Genomic DNA, 18478 nt, shown 5'->3' on the forward strand with positions numbered 1-18478 from the left:
GTGCTTTCCGTCATACTCCTCTCGTGGCGACACCGGCTTCGTGTCGCGAGCAGGTGTCGACCATAGGATGCCGGTCTACGGCGGAACAGGTCAGCGGAAATCCTCTTCCGCCGGGGCTCCCGGCGAAAGGAGGAGCGTCATGGTACGCAATGTGATCCGCGGCCTCACAAGAGCCATCATATTGGCTGTATTGGTGTCGGCACATCCCTATCCGGCAGGTTCGCAGACGGTCGCGAATTGCGCCGAACGATCCCAGGTGATCGAGTTCCTTGCGCAAAAATATGACGAGAAGCCCGCGGCAATCGGATTGATCAACCCGCAGGCCGTCATGGAGGTTTTTGCCGCCGACAACGGCAGCTGGACCCTGATCGTCACGGATGTCTCGGGCCGAAGCTGTGTCATTCTCGCCGGAAAGAGCTGGGACCCGATGCCGCAGATAGGGCCGAAGGCATGAACGCGAAAGATCACGCGTGACCGTTCATTGCGAACGATCACGTGACGGCACAATTAATCTGCCGTCACGTCAAAAAGCTTCCGCACTTTCATCCCGTGTCTCGGAACGTCTGGTCAGTCCGGCCTGCCGATGCTGGCATAGCCGAAACCGTGCCTTGCCACTTCGTCCCTACGGTAGATGTTGCGCAAGTCGACGAGCAGCGGCGTCTTCATCACGGTCTTGAGCCGCGCAAAATCCAGCGCCCGGAATTCGTTCCACTCGGTGACGATGACCAGTGCATCGGCGTCCGCTGCCGCAACGTAGGGGTCGGCCGCGTAATCCAGCCCTTCAATCAGCTTGCGGGCATTCTCGACACCCTCCGGATCGTAGCCGGTTACCTTGGCGCCGGCATCCTGCAGGGTCTGCACGATTGCGATCGCCGGGCTGTCGCGCATGTCGTCGGTATTCGGCTTGAAAGTGAGGCCGAGGACGGCGATCTTGCGCCCGCGCACATCACCGCCCGCGGCGGTGATCACCTTGCGACCCATCGCCCGTTTGCGATTGTCGTTGATCGCAACGGTCGTTTCGACGAGGCGAACCGGACTGTCGTAATCCTGAGCGGTTTTGACGAGTGCCAGTGTATCTTTGGGAAAGCACGAACCGCCGTAACCCGGCCCGGCATGCAGGAACTTCGAGCCGATGCGGCCGTCAAGGCCAATGCCGCGGGCGACATCCTGAACATCGGCGCCGACCTTTTCGCAGAGATCGGCCATTTCGTTGATGAAGGTGATCTTCATCGCCAGGAAGGCGTTGCCGGCATATTTGATCAGTTCGGAGGTGCGGCGCGTGGTAAACACAAGCGGCGACTGGTTGAGGTAGAGCGGGCGATAGACCTCGGTCATGACTTCACGTGCCCGCTGGTCGTTGCCGTTGAGGCCGACGACAATACGATCCGGCCGCTTGAAATCCTCGATTGCGGCGCCTTCGCGCAGGAACTCCGGATTGGAGACGACGGCGACGTCGGCTTCGGGATTGGTTTCGCGGATGATGCGCTCGACCTCGTCACCGGTTCCGACAGGAACGGTCGACTTCGTGACGACGACGGTGAAGCCGGTGAGATTGCTGGCGATCTCCCGGGAGGCTGCATAGACGTAGGAGAGATCGGCATGCCCGTCGCCGCGCCGCGATGGCGTGCCGACGGCGATGAAGATCACGTCGCTTTCGGCGACGGCCGACTTGAGGTCTGTCGTGAAACTCAGGCGTCCCGACGCGACATTGCTGAGGACAAGATGGTCAAGGCCGGGCTCAAAGATCGGGATTTGCCCCTGCTTGAGCGCCTCGATCTTGCGCTCGTCCTTATCGAGGCAGATCACGTCGTGACCAAAATCCGCAAAACAGACGCCCGAAACAAGGCCGACGTAGCCGGCGCCGATCATCGTGATTTTCATCGGTTCTTCCTTTGTTGTTGGGTTTTCTTGGATATCGGTTAGATAAATCCGTGTATTAAAAGCGAAATAGACCTATTTGCGACCATTTTGAGCCGGATCTGAGATTTTGCCGCAGCTTCGTGGCAAATAATACGTTATGCGATCTGGCCGGTTTTACAATAATATTGCTCATACCATTCCACAAAGCGGGCAACGCCCTCCTTGACCGAAATCGACGGCTTGAAATCAGTTAACGCTTCGAGCAGGTCCGGCGACGCGTAGGTGCGGGGAACGTCACCCTGTTGCATCGGAAGCATGTTGCGGATGGCGGGCCTGCCGACTGCCTTCTCGACCGTTTCGACGAAGGTCATCAGTTCGACGGGCTGGCCGCCGCCGACATTAACGATGCGAAACGGTGCCTGAGAGGAAAGCGTGTCCTTGGCCTTTTCCGCCGGAACGCGGTTTTCCTCTGCCGGTGCAACATGCGAGAGCCTGAGGATGCCTTCGACGAGATCGTCGATATAGGTAAAGTCCCGGCTCATCCGGCCCTCGCCGTAGATGTCGATCGGCCGATCGTTGTGAATCGCATCCACAAATTTGAACAGCGCCATGTCGGGGCGTCCCCAAGGGCCGTAGACGGTGAAGAAGCGGAAGGCGGTCGTCGGCACCTTGTAGAGATGGGCGTAGCTGTGCGCCATCAATTCCATCGATTTCTTCGTCGCCGCGTAGAGCGTCAGGGGCTCGTCGGCCCGGTCCGTCTCGGAAAAGGGGATCTTCTCGTTGGCGCCATAGATCGAGGACGTCGACGCGAGCATCAGGTGCTTGGGACCAATTGCGCGCGCAAGTTCCAGCATGTTCCACGTGCCGACGAGGTTCGAGTCGACATAGGCCTTGGGATTTTCGAGGCTGTATCGAACGCCCGCCTGTGCGGCGAGATGAATGATCACCTCGGGCTCGGCAAGCTCTGCAGCGTGGTCGAGTGCCGCCCGATCCTCGAGCATCGCCGTCACCGCCTTGAAGCCATTGGAGCGCTTCAGGATCGCATGGCGACGCTCCTTGAGCGTCACGTCGTAATAGGGCGTCATGCCGTCGAAGCCCACCACGAAATGGCCCTCGTCGATAAGCCGCTTGGCGACATGGAAACCGATGAAGCCTGCTGTGCCGGTGATGAGGTAGCGCACGACGGTATCCCCAAATTTGCATAGTCGGACAGTTCATACGAAGAAAGCTGAGCAATGGAAAGCCGAATCCATCACTTGGGCGGGCTTTCGAGCCCCCGGTGCAGGGCCGTCAGTACCGACATGGCGTGGTCCGCATATTGGCTGATCCAGCGATCGTGAATGGCCTGGATCGGCAATGCATTCAGATAGTTCCATCGCTCGCGCCCCTGTCGTTGGACAAGGATCAGGTTTGCGTCCTCCAGCACCTTCAGGTGTTGCATCACGGTGCAGCGGTCGAGTTGCGAGAATTGTTCGCAGAGCATGCCGGTCGTCTGCGGTGCGGCCTTCAGAGCGTCGAGGATCTGCCGGCGCAGGCCGTTGGCCAGTGCCCTGAAGACGGCGTCGTCTTTCGAATCGGTTGACATGTTATATTTTTATAACATATCATCGTGTCACACAATGGCGAGGAGGAAGACATGACCTTGGAATTTCGTGTGAATGGCCGGATCGCCCGGCCTGTCGATGAGGTGTTCGACGCTGTCGTCAACCCGGATCAGCTCAGCCGCTACTTCGTGACCCTCGGCGGCGTCAGCGCGCCCCTAGTCGCTGGTACGACAGTTACCTGGTGGGGGGAGGTGCCGGTGGAGGTGGAAACCGTCGAGCCCAATCAGCGAATCGTATTCCGGTGGGACGCCAAGGTGGGCGAGGGCGAGGCCCCGTACCGGACGAAGGTAGAGATGCGCTTCCAGTCCCTTGATGACGGCGCAACCATGGTCACCATTGCCGAAACCGGCTGGCGGGAAAACGAACAGGGACAGAAAAGCTCCTATATGAACTGCGAAGGCTGGTCCCAGATGCTCGCCTGCATGAAGGCCTGGCTCGAATATGGCATCAACTTGCGCGAGGGCTATTACGTGAGCGAACTCTCGGGCAATCCTGCACTCGAGCCGCAAGCATAGGAGGGCGTGCGATGCCGACGGAGATCAAGGGCGGGTTCAACATCGCCATGAAGGTTCCTAGCCATCAGTACGAAGCCGTGATTGCCTTCTACCGCGACGTCGTCGGGCTTCCGCCCTTCGATGAGAAGGCGCCGGCGATGGGGTTCGTTCTCGGCCCAAATCGCCTCTGGATAGATGAGGCGCCAAACTACAGCCAGGCGGAAATCTGGCTGGAGCTTTTCACCGGCGATCATGAGAGGGCGCTCGAGCATCTCGCGGCGAACGGAGCTGTCCGCTGCGACGCGGTCGAGGATCTGGGTGGAGGCTTTCGCGGGGGCTGGATCATGAACCCCGCGAACATTGTGCACCTGGTGCGGGAGCCGGGTGCCTGGTAGGCACCTGGGTGTCAAAATGCATCACATGGGCCAGTCGTCACATGGAAAGCGGCTGACCCTCATCGGCGGCGGCCGCCATTGGCTCACCGAGCGGTCCACCCATCGGTGGTTCGGATTGAAGCACGACGACGCGCGTATCCGTCGGCACGCGGCTATAAAGGTCGATGATATCAGGATTGAAAAGCCGGATGCAGCCGCTCGAAACGGCCTTTCCAATGGACCAGGCCTCGGTGGTACCGTGAATGCGAAACAGCGTGTCGCGGTTGCCCTGGAAGAGATAGAGCGCGCGCGGGCCAAGGGGATTGCGAAGCCCCGGCTCCATGCCGCCGGCAAGCGGCCCGTAGCGTTCCGGCTCGCGTGCGACCATGTCGGACGTCGGCGTCCAACGCGGCCACTCGGCCTTGCGTCCGACACGGGCCTCACCCTGGAATTCCAGCCCCGCCTTGCCGACGCCGATCCCATAGCGCAACGCCATACCGCCGTCCTGCACGAGATAAAGGAAGCGATTCTGGGTGTCGACGACGATCGTGCCCGGCGGTTCAGAAGTGGGATAGGCGACCTGCTGGCGCAGATAGCGGGGCTCGACCTTGCTGATGTCGATTGCGGGTAGCGGGAACTTTTCCTCCGGCTTCGCCCCATACATGGCGAGGTAGTATGGATCCGGTCCTTTCGGCTTGGCGCTTTGGCCGCTGGTCGCGCAGCTGGCGAGAACTGACGAAACGAGGAGAAGGGCGAAGAGCCGCGCCAGGCGGCCGGCACTGTTCCGGGACACACACATAGTTGATCCTGCTGACTGCAATAATTCCTGGACTCGGAAGCGTTCCAGCGAGTGGCCCGGCTTGAGGCCCAAAAGTGTCCGCGGGGAGGCGGCGCTAAGGCAGAAATGTGGCCGGCAGGCGGTGTAGCGAAAAGGCGACAGTTTCGTCGAGAACCGTTCTCGCCGCCCCATCCGAAGCCGACACATCTGTGCTTGATCCGCTTTCAAACCCGGGTGTATGCCTGTTCCATGCAGTGGAGCGATCAAGCTATCATACTCGGCATCCGGCGGCATGGCGAAAGCTCTGTCATCGCGGAAGTCATGACCGCCGCGCATGGGCGGCATCTTGGCCTCGTGCGCTCCGGCCGATCGCGTACGATGCAGCCCGTGCTGCAGCCCGGAAACTCTGTCGAAGTGACCTGGCGGGCGCGGCTTGACGAACATCTCGGCGAATTTCGGGTGGAGCCGCTTCAACTGCGTGCCGCAAGGCTGATGGAGGCGGCAACATCCGTCTATGGCATCCAGGCCCTGGGCGCGCTGCTGCGGCTGCTGCCGGAGCGTGATCCGCACCCGCATCTCTACGAGGCGCTTGCCGTCATCGTCGACCATCTTCAGGACCCTGCGGATGCCGGGGAACTGTTCGTGCGCTTCGAACTCGCCGTCTTGAACGACCTCGGCTTCGGTCTGGATCTGTCGGAATGTGCCGCGACCGGCGCGCGCCAGGGCCTCGTCTATGTCTCGCCCAAATCCGGCCGCGCCGTCAGTCGGGAGGCCGGCGCGCGCTATGCCAACCGCATGCTCGCCCTTCCGGATTTCCTGTCTCCCGGTGGGCACCAGGCGGCCGATCACGACAGCCTCGCCGCCGCGTTTCGCCTGACCGCCTATTTCCTCAACCGCCACGTCTATGAGCCGCGCGGTCTCGACGCCTCCTCCGTGCGTGACGCTTTTGTTCACGCCGCGCTGAAGGCGTTGAAATCTTCTCCACCGTCTGCGGCCTGATAGAGGCCTACTGGCAACCTCCGACGATGAAGCCGGACGCCGCGTCGGCGACGCGGCGTCCGTTGTAATGCTACTGCATGTTTCCTTAAATCGCAGCCGATTTAAGGATAAAAACATGCGGCAATTCAAAGTGCTACAGCGTCCTTTGCGCGTCTGATAAGACGCGCGGCGCTGTAGGTCAGCCGATTCGGCCGCCGCCGCGCTTGGTGACGGCCACCACAGCCGGGCGCACTGGCATGTCGTCCTTGAAGTCGGGCCAGCGCGTTGCCGGCTTCTCGTAGGTGGCAAGGCCTGCGTCGCCCGGGTGCTGCACGGCGAGGAAGAAAGTGTCGGACGTCGGATTGAAGCAAGGTCCGCACATTTCGGCCCCGACGGGAACGCGGAAGAACAACTTCGAGGTACCGCGCGCGCCGCCTTCGGTGTCGATCGCCCAGACGCCATCGGTGCGGCCGGTTTCCTTTTCGTTGTTGCCGTCCGTCGAAACCCAAAGCCTGCCGTCCGCGTCGATCGCGCAGTTATCCGGCATGCCGAACCAGCCGTTCTTGGTCGTGGCCGTCGAGAACGACGCGCCGACTTCGGCAACGCTTGGATCGCCACATTTCAGAAGCACGTCCCAGCGGCTGCTGAGCGAGGCGAAATCGCCATCCGTTTCGGTGATTTCGATGATGTGACCGAAGGCATTCTTGGCACGCGGATTGGCAGCATTGATTTCTTCCGCCGTGCGCTTGGTGTTGTTGGTCAGCATCACGTAGACCTTGCCGGTCTTCGGATTGGGCTGGACGTCCTCTGGACGGTCCATCTTGGTGGCGCCGAGCGCGTCGGAAGCAAGCCGGGTGTCGATCAGCACGTCGGCCTGCGAGGCAAAACCGTTCTCGGCGGTCAACGGTCCCTCGCCATGAACGAGCGGCATCCAGGTGACTGTGCCGTCTTCATCGAACTTTGCCACATAGAGCGTGCCTTCGTCGAAGAGGTCCATGTTGGCGGCCCGATCGTTCGGGTTGTAGGTGCCCTTGGTCACGAATTTGTAGACATAATCATAGCGCTCGTCGTCGCCGGTATAGAGCACGACGCGCCCGTCCTTGTTGACGATGGATTCGCAGCCTTCGTGTTTGAACCGGCCAAGCGCCGTGCGCTTCTTCGGGATGGACGTCGGGTCGAGGGCATCGACTTCTACGATCCAGCCGAACCGATTGGCCTCGGTCGGTTCCTTCGACACGTCGAAGCGATCGTAGAACTTGGACCATTCATATTGTCCGCCAGGCGCCCCAAGACGCTTCAGCTGCTTGAATTCCGCATGGTCCTCGGCGATTTCGCCGCCGAAGTAGCCGTTGAAGTTCTCCTCGGCCATCATGTAAGTGCCCCAGGCGGTGACGCCGCCGGCGCAATTGTTGACCGTGCCAAAAACCTTCTTGCCCGTCGGGTCGGACGGCGTTCTCACGCGGTCATGACCAGCGACCGGTCCCGAAAGCTGCATCTCGGTGTTGAGCGTGATGCGGCGGTTGTATTTGCCGTCGAGCACAGGCTGCCACTTGCCCTCCACCCTGCGGATTTCGATGATCGTGCCGCCGTGTGCGGCCATTTCGATGTCGACGAGGTCCTTGGTGTATTCGCCAAGGGTAACCTTTTCCTCTTCGACTTCCTTGCCGTCCTTGGTCACCTTCTCCTTCACGATCGAAGCGAAGACCGGGAACATCAGTTCCGCATTGGTGTATTCATGGTTGACGACCAGCAGACCGTGGTCCGGATTGTCCTCGAGCGGGATGAAGCCGACATAGTCATTGTTATAGCCGAAGAGCTTCTCCTGGCCCGCGGCCGTCTGGTTCTTCGGGTCGAAGTCCGGGCTGTCGGCAAAAACCTTGTCGCCCCAGCGCAAGAGGATATCGGCATCATAGCCGTCGGCAACGTGATGGTTCTCGTCGATACCGGCTTCGACTTCGGTGAAGTCGAAACGCGAGGCGTCGTCGGCGCGCGCTTCATCGGCCGTCAAAAGCGCGAGCGGGCTGACCGTCGTGGAAATAGCGGCAACGGCCAAGGAGCCGCCGATGAATGAGCGGCGCGAGAAACGGCGATTGATGATGTCGCCCATGGTCGGGTTGGCGGAACAGTTCTGACCGATGTCCTCCAATTCCTCCCTGCGTTCCGTCAGCGTCTTGAATTCGGTTTCTTCCGTTGAGGCGAGATGCTTGTCCATTGCCTGGTTCTCCACGTTGAACGATAGAGCCGCCGCGCATCATGCGACGTCCATCCGTCGCTGTAGCAGCAAGCTCATGACAGTTCCGCGACAGTTCGGTGAAGAGATTGCTGCGCCCGATTGTCAATGCATTTGGCGCTTGAATGAAAACCTGTATGGTCGCAGCAGCCTGCGAAGATTGCCGCCACTGCATGATTCCTTAAATCGGAATCGATTTAATGACAGAATCATGCAGCAATTCAAAGTGCTACAGCGATCTTTGCGCGTCCGATTGGACGCGCGGCGCTGTAGGGGGAAAGATGCTGGAAGTCATTGCCTTTGTTGCCTTTGCCATGGCACTTGCCGCTTTTCTCGGTGGCCGCAAGACTGCGGAGCGGCTGGAAGCCGAGATCGCTTCTCTGAGGGCCGAGATCGCTCGCTTGGGCGAACGACAGACCGTGGCCGAACCTGCTCCCTCCCGGACCATTGAGGCACAGGCTCCCGATACGATCGAAGTTGAAGACGAAGGCAAGGAAGGCCCCTGGTCGCGGGCGCGAGAAGGCGCACGGATCGCCAGCGGGGATGCGGGAGCACAGGAGCAGGCCGAGGACGGGGGCGGCGACGGTCAGATTGCTGCTGCAGCCATCGCGGAGGCTCCTACACCCTCGGCAGAAAGCCTCGAAAGCCGAATTGGCGGCCAATGGCCCGTTTGGGTCGGCGGTCTGGCGCTGGCGCTCGGCGGTTACTTCCTGGTGCAATATTCTATCGATGCGGGACTGCTGAGCCCGACCGTCAGACTGACACTGGCGGCGGCTTTCGGTCTTGCGCTTGGGATCGCTGGCGAAGTGATCCGCCGGCGTGCGATGCCGACGATTGCCGACAGGTTCCGTCATGCCATGATCCCGGGCGTGCTGACGGCGGCGGGTGCCGCCACGCTTTTTGGTGTCGTATATGCTGCCCACGGCATCTACGGCTTCATAGGCACTGCGGCGGCGTTCGTACTGCTGGCATTGATTTCGCTGGCGACGGTGGCACTGTCGTTGTTGCATGGCCAGGCCTTCGCCGGGCTTGGGCTCCTCGCGTCGCTGCTCACGCCCTTGTTCGTATCAAGCGAAGCGCCCCGACCATGGGTGCTTTTCGGCTTCCTGTCGATTGCCTGGCTCGCGACGCTCTTCGCCTCGCGCCTCCGCCAGTGGACTGTCGTTCCGACGCTCGCCAATGCCGGGCTTGCTCTCTGGGGGCTCGCCTATGTCGTGGGCGTGACACCCTTCGAGGCGTTGCCGGTCACCTTTGCGCTGCTGGTGATGATTGCGGGCGTCGGATTGATCTGGCCAGGCGACGGCGAACGCGCAGAAAGTGCGCCGGGGGCGGGTCGCGCTGACGCCGCCGCGGCCGGCCCGTGGGAAAGACTGTTCGCACCCCCCTATGCGGCAGTCACCGTCTCGGCCGCGATCGCAGCAACCGTTCTCGCGCTCCTTTTCATCAGCCCGGCAGTCACCGCAGAGCGTTTCCCGGTCCAGGAATTTGTCGTGGTGATCGCAGCGCTCGCCCTGGTCGGCGCATTGAGGGCATCGGCGGTCTACCCGGCGCTGTTTGCCGCCTTCGGCGCAATCGCCGGCACGTGGAGCCTGACCGCGCTCAGCGATGTTCTTGCCTATCTCGACCCTGCGCTCCCGCAACTTTCACCGGAAGTCGTCGTTCCCGGCAGCACGGCGATGCTGGCCGCGATGACGCTGGCCGCGCTCTTCGTTCTGCTCCCTTCCTTCGTGCTCGACCGGCGGCTTGGGACGCACTCGCAGTTTGCCATTCTGTGGGCAGGTATCGCCGGCGTCGTGCCGAATGCCGTCCTGGCCATGTCCTTCCTCATGACGGGAAAATTCGCCTTCGATCTGCCGCACGGGCTCGCCGCCTTTATCGGCGGCTTGTTTCTTCTCGCTTTCGTCGAGTGGCTTTACCACCGGAGCGCAGAGACAAGAGACATGAATACAAGGGACATGGATATCGCTAGCGGACTGCTGGTGGCGGGCTCCTTCGGTCTCTTCGTCATCGGCCTGCATGCCTGGACGGATGGTCTCACCACGACCCTTGCCGTTGCGCTGCTGGGCGCGGGATATACCTTCGCAACGCGGGCGCGCTCCTGGCCCGTTCTTCCCTGGATAACCGTCGGATCAGCCATCGCGGTTCTGGCACGGATCGCCTGGGAGCCGACGATCGTCGGTGCCGGAAATCTCTCGACGACACCAGTCTTTAATGCGCTTTTGCCAGGCTACGGCATTCCGGCATTGCTGCTGGTGGCATCCGCCTATCTGCTTCGCGCCTCATCGGCGACGCGCGTGCGCAACCTGCTGCAGGCGCTCGCAAGCCTTTTCGTGCTGCTGACGCTCGCGATCCTTGTTCGCCACGCGATGAATGGCGGCGTTCTGGACAGTTCCGTTCCGACGCTTGCGGAGCAATCGATCTACACGCTTCTTGCAATCGGCGCGTCCGGCATATTCATGACCCTGGACACGAAATCGCCAAGTCCGGTATTCCGCTACGGCGGGATGGCGCTCGGCGCGCTTTCGATGCTTTCGGTGCTTTCGGCGCACCTTGCCGGTCTCAATCCCTATTTCAGCGGCGAACTGCTCGGCAGGATCCCTGTATTCGACCTGCTCTTTATCGGTTATCTGCTGCCCGGCGTCGCTTACGCCGGCCTCGCCTGGTATGCGCGCGACAAGCGCCCTTGGCCTTATGTGGCCGCACTTGCGGTAAGTGGTGCAATCCTCGCCTTCGCCTGGGCAAGCCTCAGCGTTCGCCGCTTCTGGCAGGGAGAGAACGTCGCAGACTGGAAGGGCTTCCTCCAGGGGGAAACATATACCTATTCGGTCGTCTGGCTGGTGCTTGGTGTGTCGCTCCTTGTCGCCGGCTCGCGCTTCGATGCGAAGAGCATCCGTATTGCCTCGGCCGTGCTCGTCTTCATTGCCGTGCTCAAAGTCTTTCTCATCGACATGTCGAACCTGGAAGGGTTCCTGCGCGCCCTGTCCTTCATCGGTCTCGGTGGCGTACTGATCGGTATCGGCCTTTTCTACCAAAAGATATTGTCCAACACGGGGAATGGCGGCCGGGCCGACGCTAGGGCAGCCACAATTGGACCAGACGAGGGGACTAGCCGCGCATGACACGCCTTCCGGAACTGGCAGCCGCTTTCGCGCCTTATGACGAACTCGCAAGAAAGCTCTTGCCGCATGCCTTTGCCGAGGACGACGGCTCCCACGATGCGTCGCACCTCATTCGCGTCTGGAAAAATGCAGCGCGCATACAGGCCGAGGAGGGCGGCGACACCCACATTCTCGTGGCCGCCGTGCTGCTTCATGATTGCGTTTCGGTCGAGAAGAACTCGCCGCAGCGTGCCGAGGCTTCCCGGCTTGCGGCCGAGAAGGCCTGGCAAATCCTCGACGCTCTCGCCTGGCGCACGGCGGACATTTCGCCTGTCGCGCATGCCATCCTGACGCACAGCTTCTCCGCCAACCTGCCGCCTGAAACGCTGGAGGCGAAAATCCTGCAGGACGCCGACAGATTGGACGCGATCGGCATGGTCGGCGCGGCGCGCTGCTTCTATATCGCCGGACGCATGGGCAGTGGGCTCTACGATCCGGTCGATCCTCTGGCAGAGGATCGACCGCTCGACGACAAGGCCTTCGCGATCGATCATTTCGAGACGAAGCTCTTTCGCCTTGCGGATGGATTCCAGACCGCGGCGGGGCGTCGGCATGCGAAGGAGCGGCAAGCCCGTTTGCGCAGCATACTTGCCATGCTGCTCGATGAAATCTAGAGCAGAAGAGAAAGGTGCGAAGCGGGTCTCCGCCCCGCATTCCGCTCCTCATGAAAATCGATCGCAGCCATTCCCGATTGTCTCAATCAAAAATGATGTGATCTTTCAATCGATTGGTGCCGCTCGCCGAATCGGATTGCGAGCCGCCTGAATCAACTTCTGAATTCGGAAAGATCGACATGAAAGTGACCGGCCTCAATATCCATCCGCTGAAGAGCGGTCGCGCCATTCCGCAAGTCGCCGTGGCGGTCAAAATTGATGGGCTCGTCGGCGATCGGCGCTTCATGGTGGTCGAACCGGATGGCCACTTCGTTACCCAGCGCGAGTTGCAGGCGTTGGCACAGGTCGAGGCGGCGCACATCAACGGCGGCGTGCGCTTGAAGATGAACGGCAACGAATTGTCCGCGCGCTTCGATCCAGGCCGCCGGCTCGATGTCCGCGTCTGGTCGAGCGACGTCGACGCGGCGGTCGCCGACGATGCCGCCAATGACGTGCTTTCCCGCTGGTTCGGGCGTGCTGTGAAACTGGTCCACATGGACGAACAAGCAGAACGCTTCGTCGGCGCCGAATGGGCGGGCGCGGCAGCGCCAGTTGGCTTTGCCGACGGCTTTCCGATCCTCATTACCACGACCGGATCGCTTGCGGACCTCAACCGCACGCTGATCGCGAAGGGGCAGCAGCCAGTCGGCATGGAGCGCTTCCGCACCAATATCCTGATCGATTGCGATGAACCCTGGGAAGAAGATTGGTGGGAAAGCCTGGAGATCGCCGGCATCACCTTCGATCTCGTCAAGCCCTGCGCCCGATGCATCATGACCACGCAGGATCAGACCACCGGTGAGCGGACCGGCGGCAATCCGATCCAGGGTCTGTCGGAAAAGCGCATGTCCGCGAACCGGCGCGTCGCGGGCGTTCTTTTCGGCTGGAATGCCGTGCCGCGAGGCGAGGGGACCGTCAAGCTCGGGGACGACGCCAAGGTCGTTCGCCGGCGCGGTGAGCGCTGGCCTATGAAGGTGCGCAACGCGAATTGAAGCGCCTTACGCTTCGGAATGGCGGTTGCCGGCAGGCGCTATCAATTCCTGTGATCACATCGTCAAATTAATTGGCTTTCCTCAATATGAGCCCCGCCATAGGATGCGCCCTCACAAATCGGAGCTATCCTATGTCCGCGATTTCCTCAGCCGCCGCACGTCCAGCCGATAACAACCTGCCGTGGCTGATCATCACCGCCGGTTCCATAATTGCGATGCTCACCTTCGGTCCGCGCTCCGCCATGGGCTTCTTCCAGTTGCCGATGCTCGCCGATACGGGGTGGGACCGAACGACCTTCGGCCTCGCTATGGCGCTCCAGAATCTCTGCTGGGGGCTTGGCCAGCCGTTCTTCGGGGCAATAGCCGACAAGTTCGGTACCTGGCGCGTGCTGGCGTTGTCCGGCCTTGTTTACGCGGCGGGTCTGTTCATCATGGCCTTTGCCAATGCACCGATCTGGCTGCATATCGGCGGCGGCGTGCTCGTTGGCCTCGGGGTTGCGTCCGGTTCCTTCGGCATCGTGCTTTCGGCCTTCGCGCGCAATGTCGCGCCCGAGCAGCGCTCGCTCGCCTTCGGCATCGGCACGGCTGCCGGTTCGGCCGGCATGTTCCTGTTCGCGCCGCTGAGCCAAGGGCTGATTTCCGCCTATGGCTGGTCCGACAGCCTTGTCTATCTCGGCGTGCTGATGCTGCTGGTCCCACTCGTCGCAATCCCCTTGCGCGGCAACGCTTCTTCCGGTCGCCAGTCGGAAATGCAGTACAAGCAGACAGTCGGCGAGGCCCTGAGGGAAGCATTCGGGCATAGAAGCTATCTGCTGCTGGTTTCGGGCTTCTTCGTCTGCGGCTATCAGGTCGCCTTCATCACCGCGCATTTCCCCGCCTATATCGGCGACATCGGCATCGATGCGCGTTATGCGGTGATTGCCCTCGCTCTGATCGGCTTCTTCAACATCATAGGTTCGTTCTCAGCCGGCATCATCGGTCAGCGCTATTCGAAGCCCTATTTCCTGGCGCTGATCTATCTTGCCCGCTCGATCGCCGTTACAGCTTTCCTGCTGCTGCCGCAGTCGCCGACCTCGGTCATAATTTTCGCAATCGTTATGGGCTTGCTCTGGCTGTCGACCGTGCCGCCGACCAACGGGCTGGTGGCGATCATGTTCGGAACGAGACATCTCGGCCTACTTGGCGGCATTGTCTTCCTTTCCCACCAGATCGGTTCCTTCCTCGGCGTCTGGATGGGCGGCTATCTCTACGACCGCTTCGGTTCCTATGATCCAGTATGGTGGCTGGGCGTCGCACTCGGCGTGTTTGCTGCCATCGTCCATTGGCCAATCGAGGAGCGTGGCGTCGCTAGACCGGCGATGGCCTGACCGAAGACGACAATATTGATGCGCCCGAAAAGGGGCGCATCCTCCTTGAAATCTGTCACAAAACTTTCTAAATCAGTCGCCGCGGCTTCGCCGCTTTTGTTTTGATCTAATTATGCTCAAGATGAGCATAATTAGAAACTGCCGGAAGCGGCGGGAGAGGAGAGACGATGACCAATCTTGACCTTCGCGCGGACGCAGCGCCAGCCCCGGCATTCGTCACCGCGGCTGCGCGCTTCGGTGTCATCGAAAAACCCGACCTCACCTACACGCCGGCGATGGCGCGCGAAACCGCGCATCTCTACGAGAAGGTCAAGGATTTCATCCCGGCCATCGAGTGGCCCGCTTACGCGCCTTATGTTCACGCGATCAATCGTCTGAAGAAGGAGCGCAACGCCGTCATCCTGGCGCATAACTACCAAACGCCTGATATTTTCCATTGCGTCGCCGACATCGTCGGGGACTCGCTGCAGCTCGCGCGCGACGCCACCAAGGTCGACGCCGAAATCATCGTCCAATGCGGCGTGCATTTCATGGCTGAGACCTCGAAGTTGCTCAATCCCGAAAAGACCGTGCTGATCCCCGATGCCAAGGCGGGCTGCTCACTGTCGGAATCGATCACGGGCGCGGATGTACGTTTGCTCAAGCAGCGTTATCCCGGTGTTCCGGTCGTTACATACGTCAACACCTCGGCCGAAGTGAAGGCGGAGACCGACATTTGCTGCACCTCGTCCAACGTGCTGGCGATCGTCGAAAGCCTCGCGTCCGATACAGTCCTCTGCATTCCCGACGAATATCTCGCGATGAACGTCGCGCGCCAGACCAACAAGAAGATTCTCACCTGGAAGGGCCACTGCGAGGTCCATGAACGTTTCACCGCGGCAGAACTCCTCGCCTACAAGGAAGCCAATCCGGGCATTGAGATCATCGGTCATCCGGAATGCCACCCGGATGTCATTGCCGTCTGCGATTTTGCCGGCTCCACCTCGGGCATGATCAACTATGTCAAGGATAAGCGGCCGCCCAAGGTGCTTCTCGTCACCGAATGCTCCATGGCCTCCAATATCCAAGCGGAAGTCGAGGGTGTCGATTTCGTCAAGCCGTGCAATCTCTGTCCGCACATGAAGCGCATCACGCTGCCGAAGATTCTCGACAGCCTGCTCAACATGATGGAAGAGGTTCTGGTCGATCCGGCGATCGCCGGTCGCGCGCGGCTTGCGGTCGAGCGCATGGTGAACCTCAAGCAGTAGTCGATGCCCGGGCCCACAGCCCCGCACTCATGCCATGCGTTGGAGGAGCTACCGAGCCATGCTGAAAGACCATTTTCGCCCGCAATCTTTCAACGGCATCGATGATATCGTCATCGTTGGCGGCGGGCTCGCGGGGCTTTTCTGCGCCCTGAAGCTGGCGCCGCGTCCTGTGACCATCCTTGCCGCTGCGCCTATCGGGCACGGCGCCTCGTCCGCCTGGGCGCAAGGCGGGATTGCTGCCGCCATGAGCCCCGGCGACACTTTCGAAAAGCACGTCGCCGATACGGTCACCGCCGGTGCGGGCATCGTCGATGAGAAAATGACGCGGATGATGGTCGCCGAGGGACCGGCGCGGATTCACGATCTGCTCGAATATGGGGTACCCTTCGACCGGGACCTCGAGGGCAAGCTTCTGCTTTCACGCGAGGCGGCGCATTCCGAACGGCGTATCGTTCGCGTCAGAGGCGACATGGCCGGCAAGGCGATCATGGAAGCGTTGATTGCAGCCGTGCGCAGGACCCCGTCGATCCGCATCATCGAAGGCTATGTGGTCGAGGAACTGGTGCGCGAAGGGCGCTTCATCTCCGGCGTCATCGCGAGGCCGGACGCCGGCCAGTCGAAGACCCGCGTTTCCTTCCCTGCGCGCGCCGTCGTCCTCTGCTCCGGCGGTATTGGGCATCTGTACGCCGTCACCACCAATCCGTGGGAGGCTTGTGGCCAGGGTGTCGGCATGGCGGCGCGGGCGGGCGCCATCATCGCAGATCCCGAATTCGTCCAGTTCCATCCGACCGCGATCGATATCGGCAAGGATCCGGCGCCCTTGGCCACCGAGGCGCTGCGTGGCGATGGCGCCGTGCTTGTCAATTCCGCGGGTCATCGTTTCATGCTCGACATTCACCCCGACGGTGAGCTCGCGCCGCGGGATATCGTCTCACGCGGCGTTTTCGCCGAAGTGCAGGGCGGACGCGGCGCCTTCCTCGATTGCACCAAGGCGGTAGGCAAACATTTCTCCGAAATGTTCCCGACCGTTTATGCCTCCTGCCTCGCGGCCGGCATCGATCCGGTGACGCAACCGATCCCGGTTGTTCCTGCGGTTCACTATCACATGGGCGGCGTGCTGACGGACGGGCAGGGCCGCACCTCGATCGATGGTCTCTGGGCGGCAGGCGAGGTGACATCGACCGGTGTTCACGGCGCCAATCGTCTCGCTTCCAACTCGCTGCTCGAAGCCGTGGTCTTCGCTGCGCGCATCGCGGAAAGCATCAAGGGCACCTTGCCGGCGCCGAAGCTCACCGAATGGGGCGATAATGCCGGCGAGAACGACGATCCGGTGACGGTGGAGGACAGCCCGCCGTTCAAGATCCTGCGTAGCCTGATGAGCGACTGCGTCGGCGTTGTCCGTACGCGCGAGAGCCTGACACGGGCGATCCGCGAGATTGCCGCGCTGGAGCGTTCCAATAGCCGCCTGCGCTTCGCCAACATCATCACCGCTGCAAAACTCATCGCTGTCGCCGCGCTTCAGCGCACCGAGAGCCGCGGCGGCCATTTCCGCGCGGACTGCCCGGCCGAGCGCCCCGAATGGCAGCGCCGCACGTATCTCACGCTGGCGCAGGCCGAACGCCTGGCCGCGGAGGTGGCGGAAACCGAGCCGGCGTGACAGCCGGCCGGATATCTCCAAGCGTTATCGACATCCAGACAGATGCAGGAACCAAGCCCATGACTGCCGCGCTACGCCCGGAACTGCCTCCCCTCATGGTCGAAGAACAGGTGAGGGCTGCCCTCCTGGAGGATCTCGGCCGCGCCGGTGATATCACGACGCTCTCGACCATAGGTCCGGACATGGCGGCGCTGGCCGAAATGCGCGTCCGTGATGCGGGCGTCATCGCCGGGCTGGATTTGGCACGGACGGCATTTCGGCTGATCGACCCGTCACTCCGCTTCGACGCGTTGGCTGCAGACGGCGATCGTGTCGCGCCCGGTATCGCCATTGCCCGGATATCGGGTCGCGCAAGGGGGCTGCTATCTGCCGAACGTGTCGCCCTCAATTTCCTCATGCATCTCTCCGGGATCGCCACCTACACGGCAAAATTCGCCGATGAGATCGCGCATACGGCCGCCAAGGTTTGCTGCACCCGCAAGACCATTCCCGGCCTGCGTGCCCTGGAGAAATACGCCGTCCGTCTCGGCGGAGGCTCCAACCATCGTTACGGCCTCGACGATGCCGTGCTGATCAAAGACAACCATATTGCCGTTTCCGGCGGTGTTGCCGATGCCATTCGCGCTGCGCGCGCCTATTGCGGCCATCTCGTCAAGGTGGAGGTGGAAGTCGACGGGCTTGCGCAGATGCGCGAGGCGCTGACCGCTGCGCCGGACGTGATCCTGCTCGACAATATGGGACCGGATTTGCTGCGCGAGGCCGTCGCCGTCAATGCAGGACATTGGCGGCTGAACCCGGCCGACTATGCCGCCGACCCGCGCCGCACGCGGCTCGAGGCGTCCGGAAACGTGAAGATCGGTACGATCCGGGCAATCGCCGAGACCGGCGTCGATTACATCTCCACATCGAAGATCACAATGGCGGCGCCGACGCTCGACATCGGACTCGACGTGACTATCTAGATGTGAGCGGCTCCAGGAAAAGTGTAACGGTGTTTCCGTCCGGAATTGCGCAATGTCAAAGAGCGCGCCGCGGAGCAAGCCTCGAAATCACCGACCACAACTCTTCCGCGCTCCTATGGAACGA

Annotated in this window: 16 protein-coding genes; 11 read left to right on the forward strand and 5 right to left on the reverse strand. The window is 61.4% G+C overall.

Features of this window, described 5'->3' with window-relative positions; all coding sequences use genetic code 11:
* The first annotated feature begins 139 nt into the window (after positions 1-139).
* Positions 140-454 carry a hypothetical protein gene (locus QN219_RS02855; protein WP_283997785.1) on the forward strand — a complete coding sequence of 105 codons (315 nt, stop codon included), beginning with the start codon at positions 140-142 and terminating at the stop codon, positions 452-454.
* A 113-nt stretch (positions 455-567) separates the two neighbouring features.
* On the opposite strand, the gene rkpK is transcribed toward QN219_RS02855, so the two are convergent.
* The 3 genes from rkpK to QN219_RS02870 all read right to left on the reverse strand — a co-directional run bounded on the left by rkpK (position 568) and on the right by QN219_RS02870 (position 3445).
* Complete coding sequence (gene rkpK, locus QN219_RS02860) at positions 568-1881, reverse strand: UDP-glucose 6-dehydrogenase (protein ID WP_283997786.1); 1314 nt, start codon at positions 1879-1881, stop codon at positions 568-570.
* Between the two features lie 134 nt (positions 1882-2015).
* On the reverse strand, positions 2016-3041 hold the full coding sequence (locus QN219_RS02865; RefSeq protein ID WP_283997787.1) for an NAD-dependent epimerase: 1026 nt from the start codon (positions 3039-3041) through the stop codon (positions 2016-2018).
* Between the two features lie 71 nt (positions 3042-3112).
* A complete protein-coding gene (locus tag QN219_RS02870) occupies positions 3113-3445 on the reverse strand; it encodes a helix-turn-helix transcriptional regulator (protein WP_283997788.1) in 333 nt (110 codons plus the stop codon).
* Positions 3446-3496: 51 nt separating this feature from the next.
* On the opposite strand from QN219_RS02870, the gene QN219_RS02875 reads away from it, so the two are divergent.
* Positions 3497-3979 carry an SRPBCC domain-containing protein gene (locus tag QN219_RS02875; protein ID WP_173510426.1) on the forward strand — a complete coding sequence of 161 codons (483 nt, stop codon included), beginning with the start codon at positions 3497-3499 and terminating at the stop codon, positions 3977-3979.
* 11 nt (positions 3980-3990) lie between these two features.
* Complete coding sequence (locus QN219_RS02880) at positions 3991-4353, forward strand: hypothetical protein (RefSeq protein WP_283997789.1); 363 nt, start codon at positions 3991-3993, stop codon at positions 4351-4353.
* A 37-nt stretch (positions 4354-4390) separates the two neighbouring features.
* Here QN219_RS02880 and QN219_RS02885 read toward each other — a convergent pair whose 3' ends face one another.
* Positions 4391-5131, reverse strand: coding sequence for a L,D-transpeptidase (locus tag QN219_RS02885; RefSeq protein WP_283997791.1), 741 nt, complete (start codon positions 5129-5131; stop codon positions 4391-4393).
* Positions 5132-5359: 228 nt separating this feature from the next.
* Between QN219_RS02885 and recO the strand changes: the two genes are divergently transcribed.
* A complete protein-coding gene (gene recO, locus QN219_RS02890) occupies positions 5360-6109 on the forward strand; it encodes a DNA repair protein RecO (RefSeq protein WP_283997792.1) in 750 nt (249 codons plus the stop codon).
* A 178-nt stretch (positions 6110-6287) separates the two neighbouring features.
* Here recO and QN219_RS02895 read toward each other — a convergent pair whose 3' ends face one another.
* Positions 6288-8300 carry a PhoX family phosphatase gene (locus tag QN219_RS02895; protein WP_283997793.1) on the reverse strand — a complete coding sequence of 671 codons (2013 nt, stop codon included), beginning with the start codon at positions 8298-8300 and terminating at the stop codon, positions 6288-6290.
* Between the two features lie 299 nt (positions 8301-8599).
* On the opposite strand from QN219_RS02895, the gene QN219_RS02900 reads away from it, so the two are divergent.
* The 7 genes from QN219_RS02900 to nadC all read left to right on the forward strand — a co-directional run bounded on the left by QN219_RS02900 (position 8600) and on the right by nadC (position 18354).
* Positions 8600-11437, forward strand: coding sequence for a DUF2339 domain-containing protein (locus QN219_RS02900; protein WP_283997794.1), 2838 nt, complete (start codon positions 8600-8602; stop codon positions 11435-11437).
* The gene (locus QN219_RS02905) at positions 11434-12090 is read left to right on the forward strand and encodes an HD domain-containing protein (RefSeq protein ID WP_283997795.1); all 657 of its coding nucleotides are present in this window, start codon (positions 11434-11436) and stop codon (positions 12088-12090) included. The genes QN219_RS02900 and QN219_RS02905 overlap by 4 nt, the downstream gene beginning before the upstream one ends.
* A gap of 179 nt (positions 12091-12269) precedes the next feature.
* Entirely contained in the window at positions 12270-13121 is an 852-nt protein-coding gene (locus QN219_RS02910) for an MOSC domain-containing protein (RefSeq protein WP_283997797.1), read from the forward strand.
* A gap of 131 nt (positions 13122-13252) precedes the next feature.
* Entirely contained in the window at positions 13253-14488 is a 1236-nt protein-coding gene (locus QN219_RS02915; RefSeq protein WP_283997799.1) for an MFS transporter, read from the forward strand.
* A gap of 167 nt (positions 14489-14655) precedes the next feature.
* Positions 14656-15735 (forward strand): quinolinate synthase NadA, encoded by a 1080-nt coding sequence (gene nadA, locus QN219_RS02920; protein WP_283997801.1) that lies wholly within the window; start codon positions 14656-14658, stop codon positions 15733-15735.
* A gap of 58 nt (positions 15736-15793) precedes the next feature.
* A complete protein-coding gene (locus QN219_RS02925) occupies positions 15794-17392 on the forward strand; it encodes an L-aspartate oxidase (protein ID WP_283997804.1) in 1599 nt (532 codons plus the stop codon).
* Positions 17393-17451: 59 nt separating this feature from the next.
* Positions 17452-18354, forward strand: a complete 903-nt coding sequence (nadC, locus tag QN219_RS02930) for a carboxylating nicotinate-nucleotide diphosphorylase (protein ID WP_283997806.1) — start codon at positions 17452-17454, stop codon at positions 18352-18354.
* Positions 18355-18478: the final 124 nt, after the last annotated feature.

Origin of the sequence: Sinorhizobium sp. 8-89, from assembly GCF_030124325.1 — a bacterium.
GTDB lineage: Bacteria > Pseudomonadota > Alphaproteobacteria > Rhizobiales > Rhizobiaceae > Sinorhizobium.

Bases quoted from the DNA above. Each gene is read 5' to 3' on its own strand.
- QN219_RS02885 (WP_283997791.1), bottom strand. From the start codon at position 5,131: ATGTGTGTGTCCCGGAACAGTGCCGGCCGCCTGGCGCGGCTCTTCGCC.
- rkpK (WP_283997786.1), bottom strand. From the start codon at position 1,881: ATGAAAATCACGATGATCGGCGCCGGCTACGTCGGCCTTGTTTCGGGC.
- QN219_RS02895 (WP_283997793.1), bottom strand. From the start codon at position 8,300: ATGGACAAGCATCTCGCCTCAACGGAAGAAACCGAATTCAAGACGCTG.
- QN219_RS02880 (WP_283997789.1), top strand. From the start codon at position 3,991: ATGCCGACGGAGATCAAGGGCGGGTTCAACATCGCCATGAAGGTTCCT.
- nadC (WP_283997806.1), top strand. From the start codon at position 17,452: ATGACTGCCGCGCTACGCCCGGAACTGCCTCCCCTCATGGTCGAAGAA.
- QN219_RS02855 (WP_283997785.1), top strand. From the start codon at position 140: ATGGTACGCAATGTGATCCGCGGCCTCACAAGAGCCATCATATTGGCT.
- QN219_RS02875 (WP_173510426.1), top strand. From the start codon at position 3,497: ATGACCTTGGAATTTCGTGTGAATGGCCGGATCGCCCGGCCTGTCGAT.
- nadA (WP_283997801.1), top strand. From the start codon at position 14,656: ATGACCAATCTTGACCTTCGCGCGGACGCAGCGCCAGCCCCGGCATTC.
- QN219_RS02915 (WP_283997799.1), top strand. From the start codon at position 13,253: ATGTCCGCGATTTCCTCAGCCGCCGCACGTCCAGCCGATAACAACCTG.
- QN219_RS02870 (WP_283997788.1), bottom strand. From the start codon at position 3,445: ATGTCAACCGATTCGAAAGACGACGCCGTCTTCAGGGCACTGGCCAAC.
- QN219_RS02925 (WP_283997804.1), top strand. From the start codon at position 15,794: ATGCTGAAAGACCATTTTCGCCCGCAATCTTTCAACGGCATCGATGAT.
- recO (WP_283997792.1), top strand. From the start codon at position 5,360: ATGCAGTGGAGCGATCAAGCTATCATACTCGGCATCCGGCGGCATGGC.
- QN219_RS02910 (WP_283997797.1), top strand. From the start codon at position 12,270: ATGAAAGTGACCGGCCTCAATATCCATCCGCTGAAGAGCGGTCGCGCC.
- QN219_RS02900 (WP_283997794.1), top strand. From the start codon at position 8,600: ATGCTGGAAGTCATTGCCTTTGTTGCCTTTGCCATGGCACTTGCCGCT.
- QN219_RS02905 (WP_283997795.1), top strand. From the start codon at position 11,434: ATGACACGCCTTCCGGAACTGGCAGCCGCTTTCGCGCCTTATGACGAA.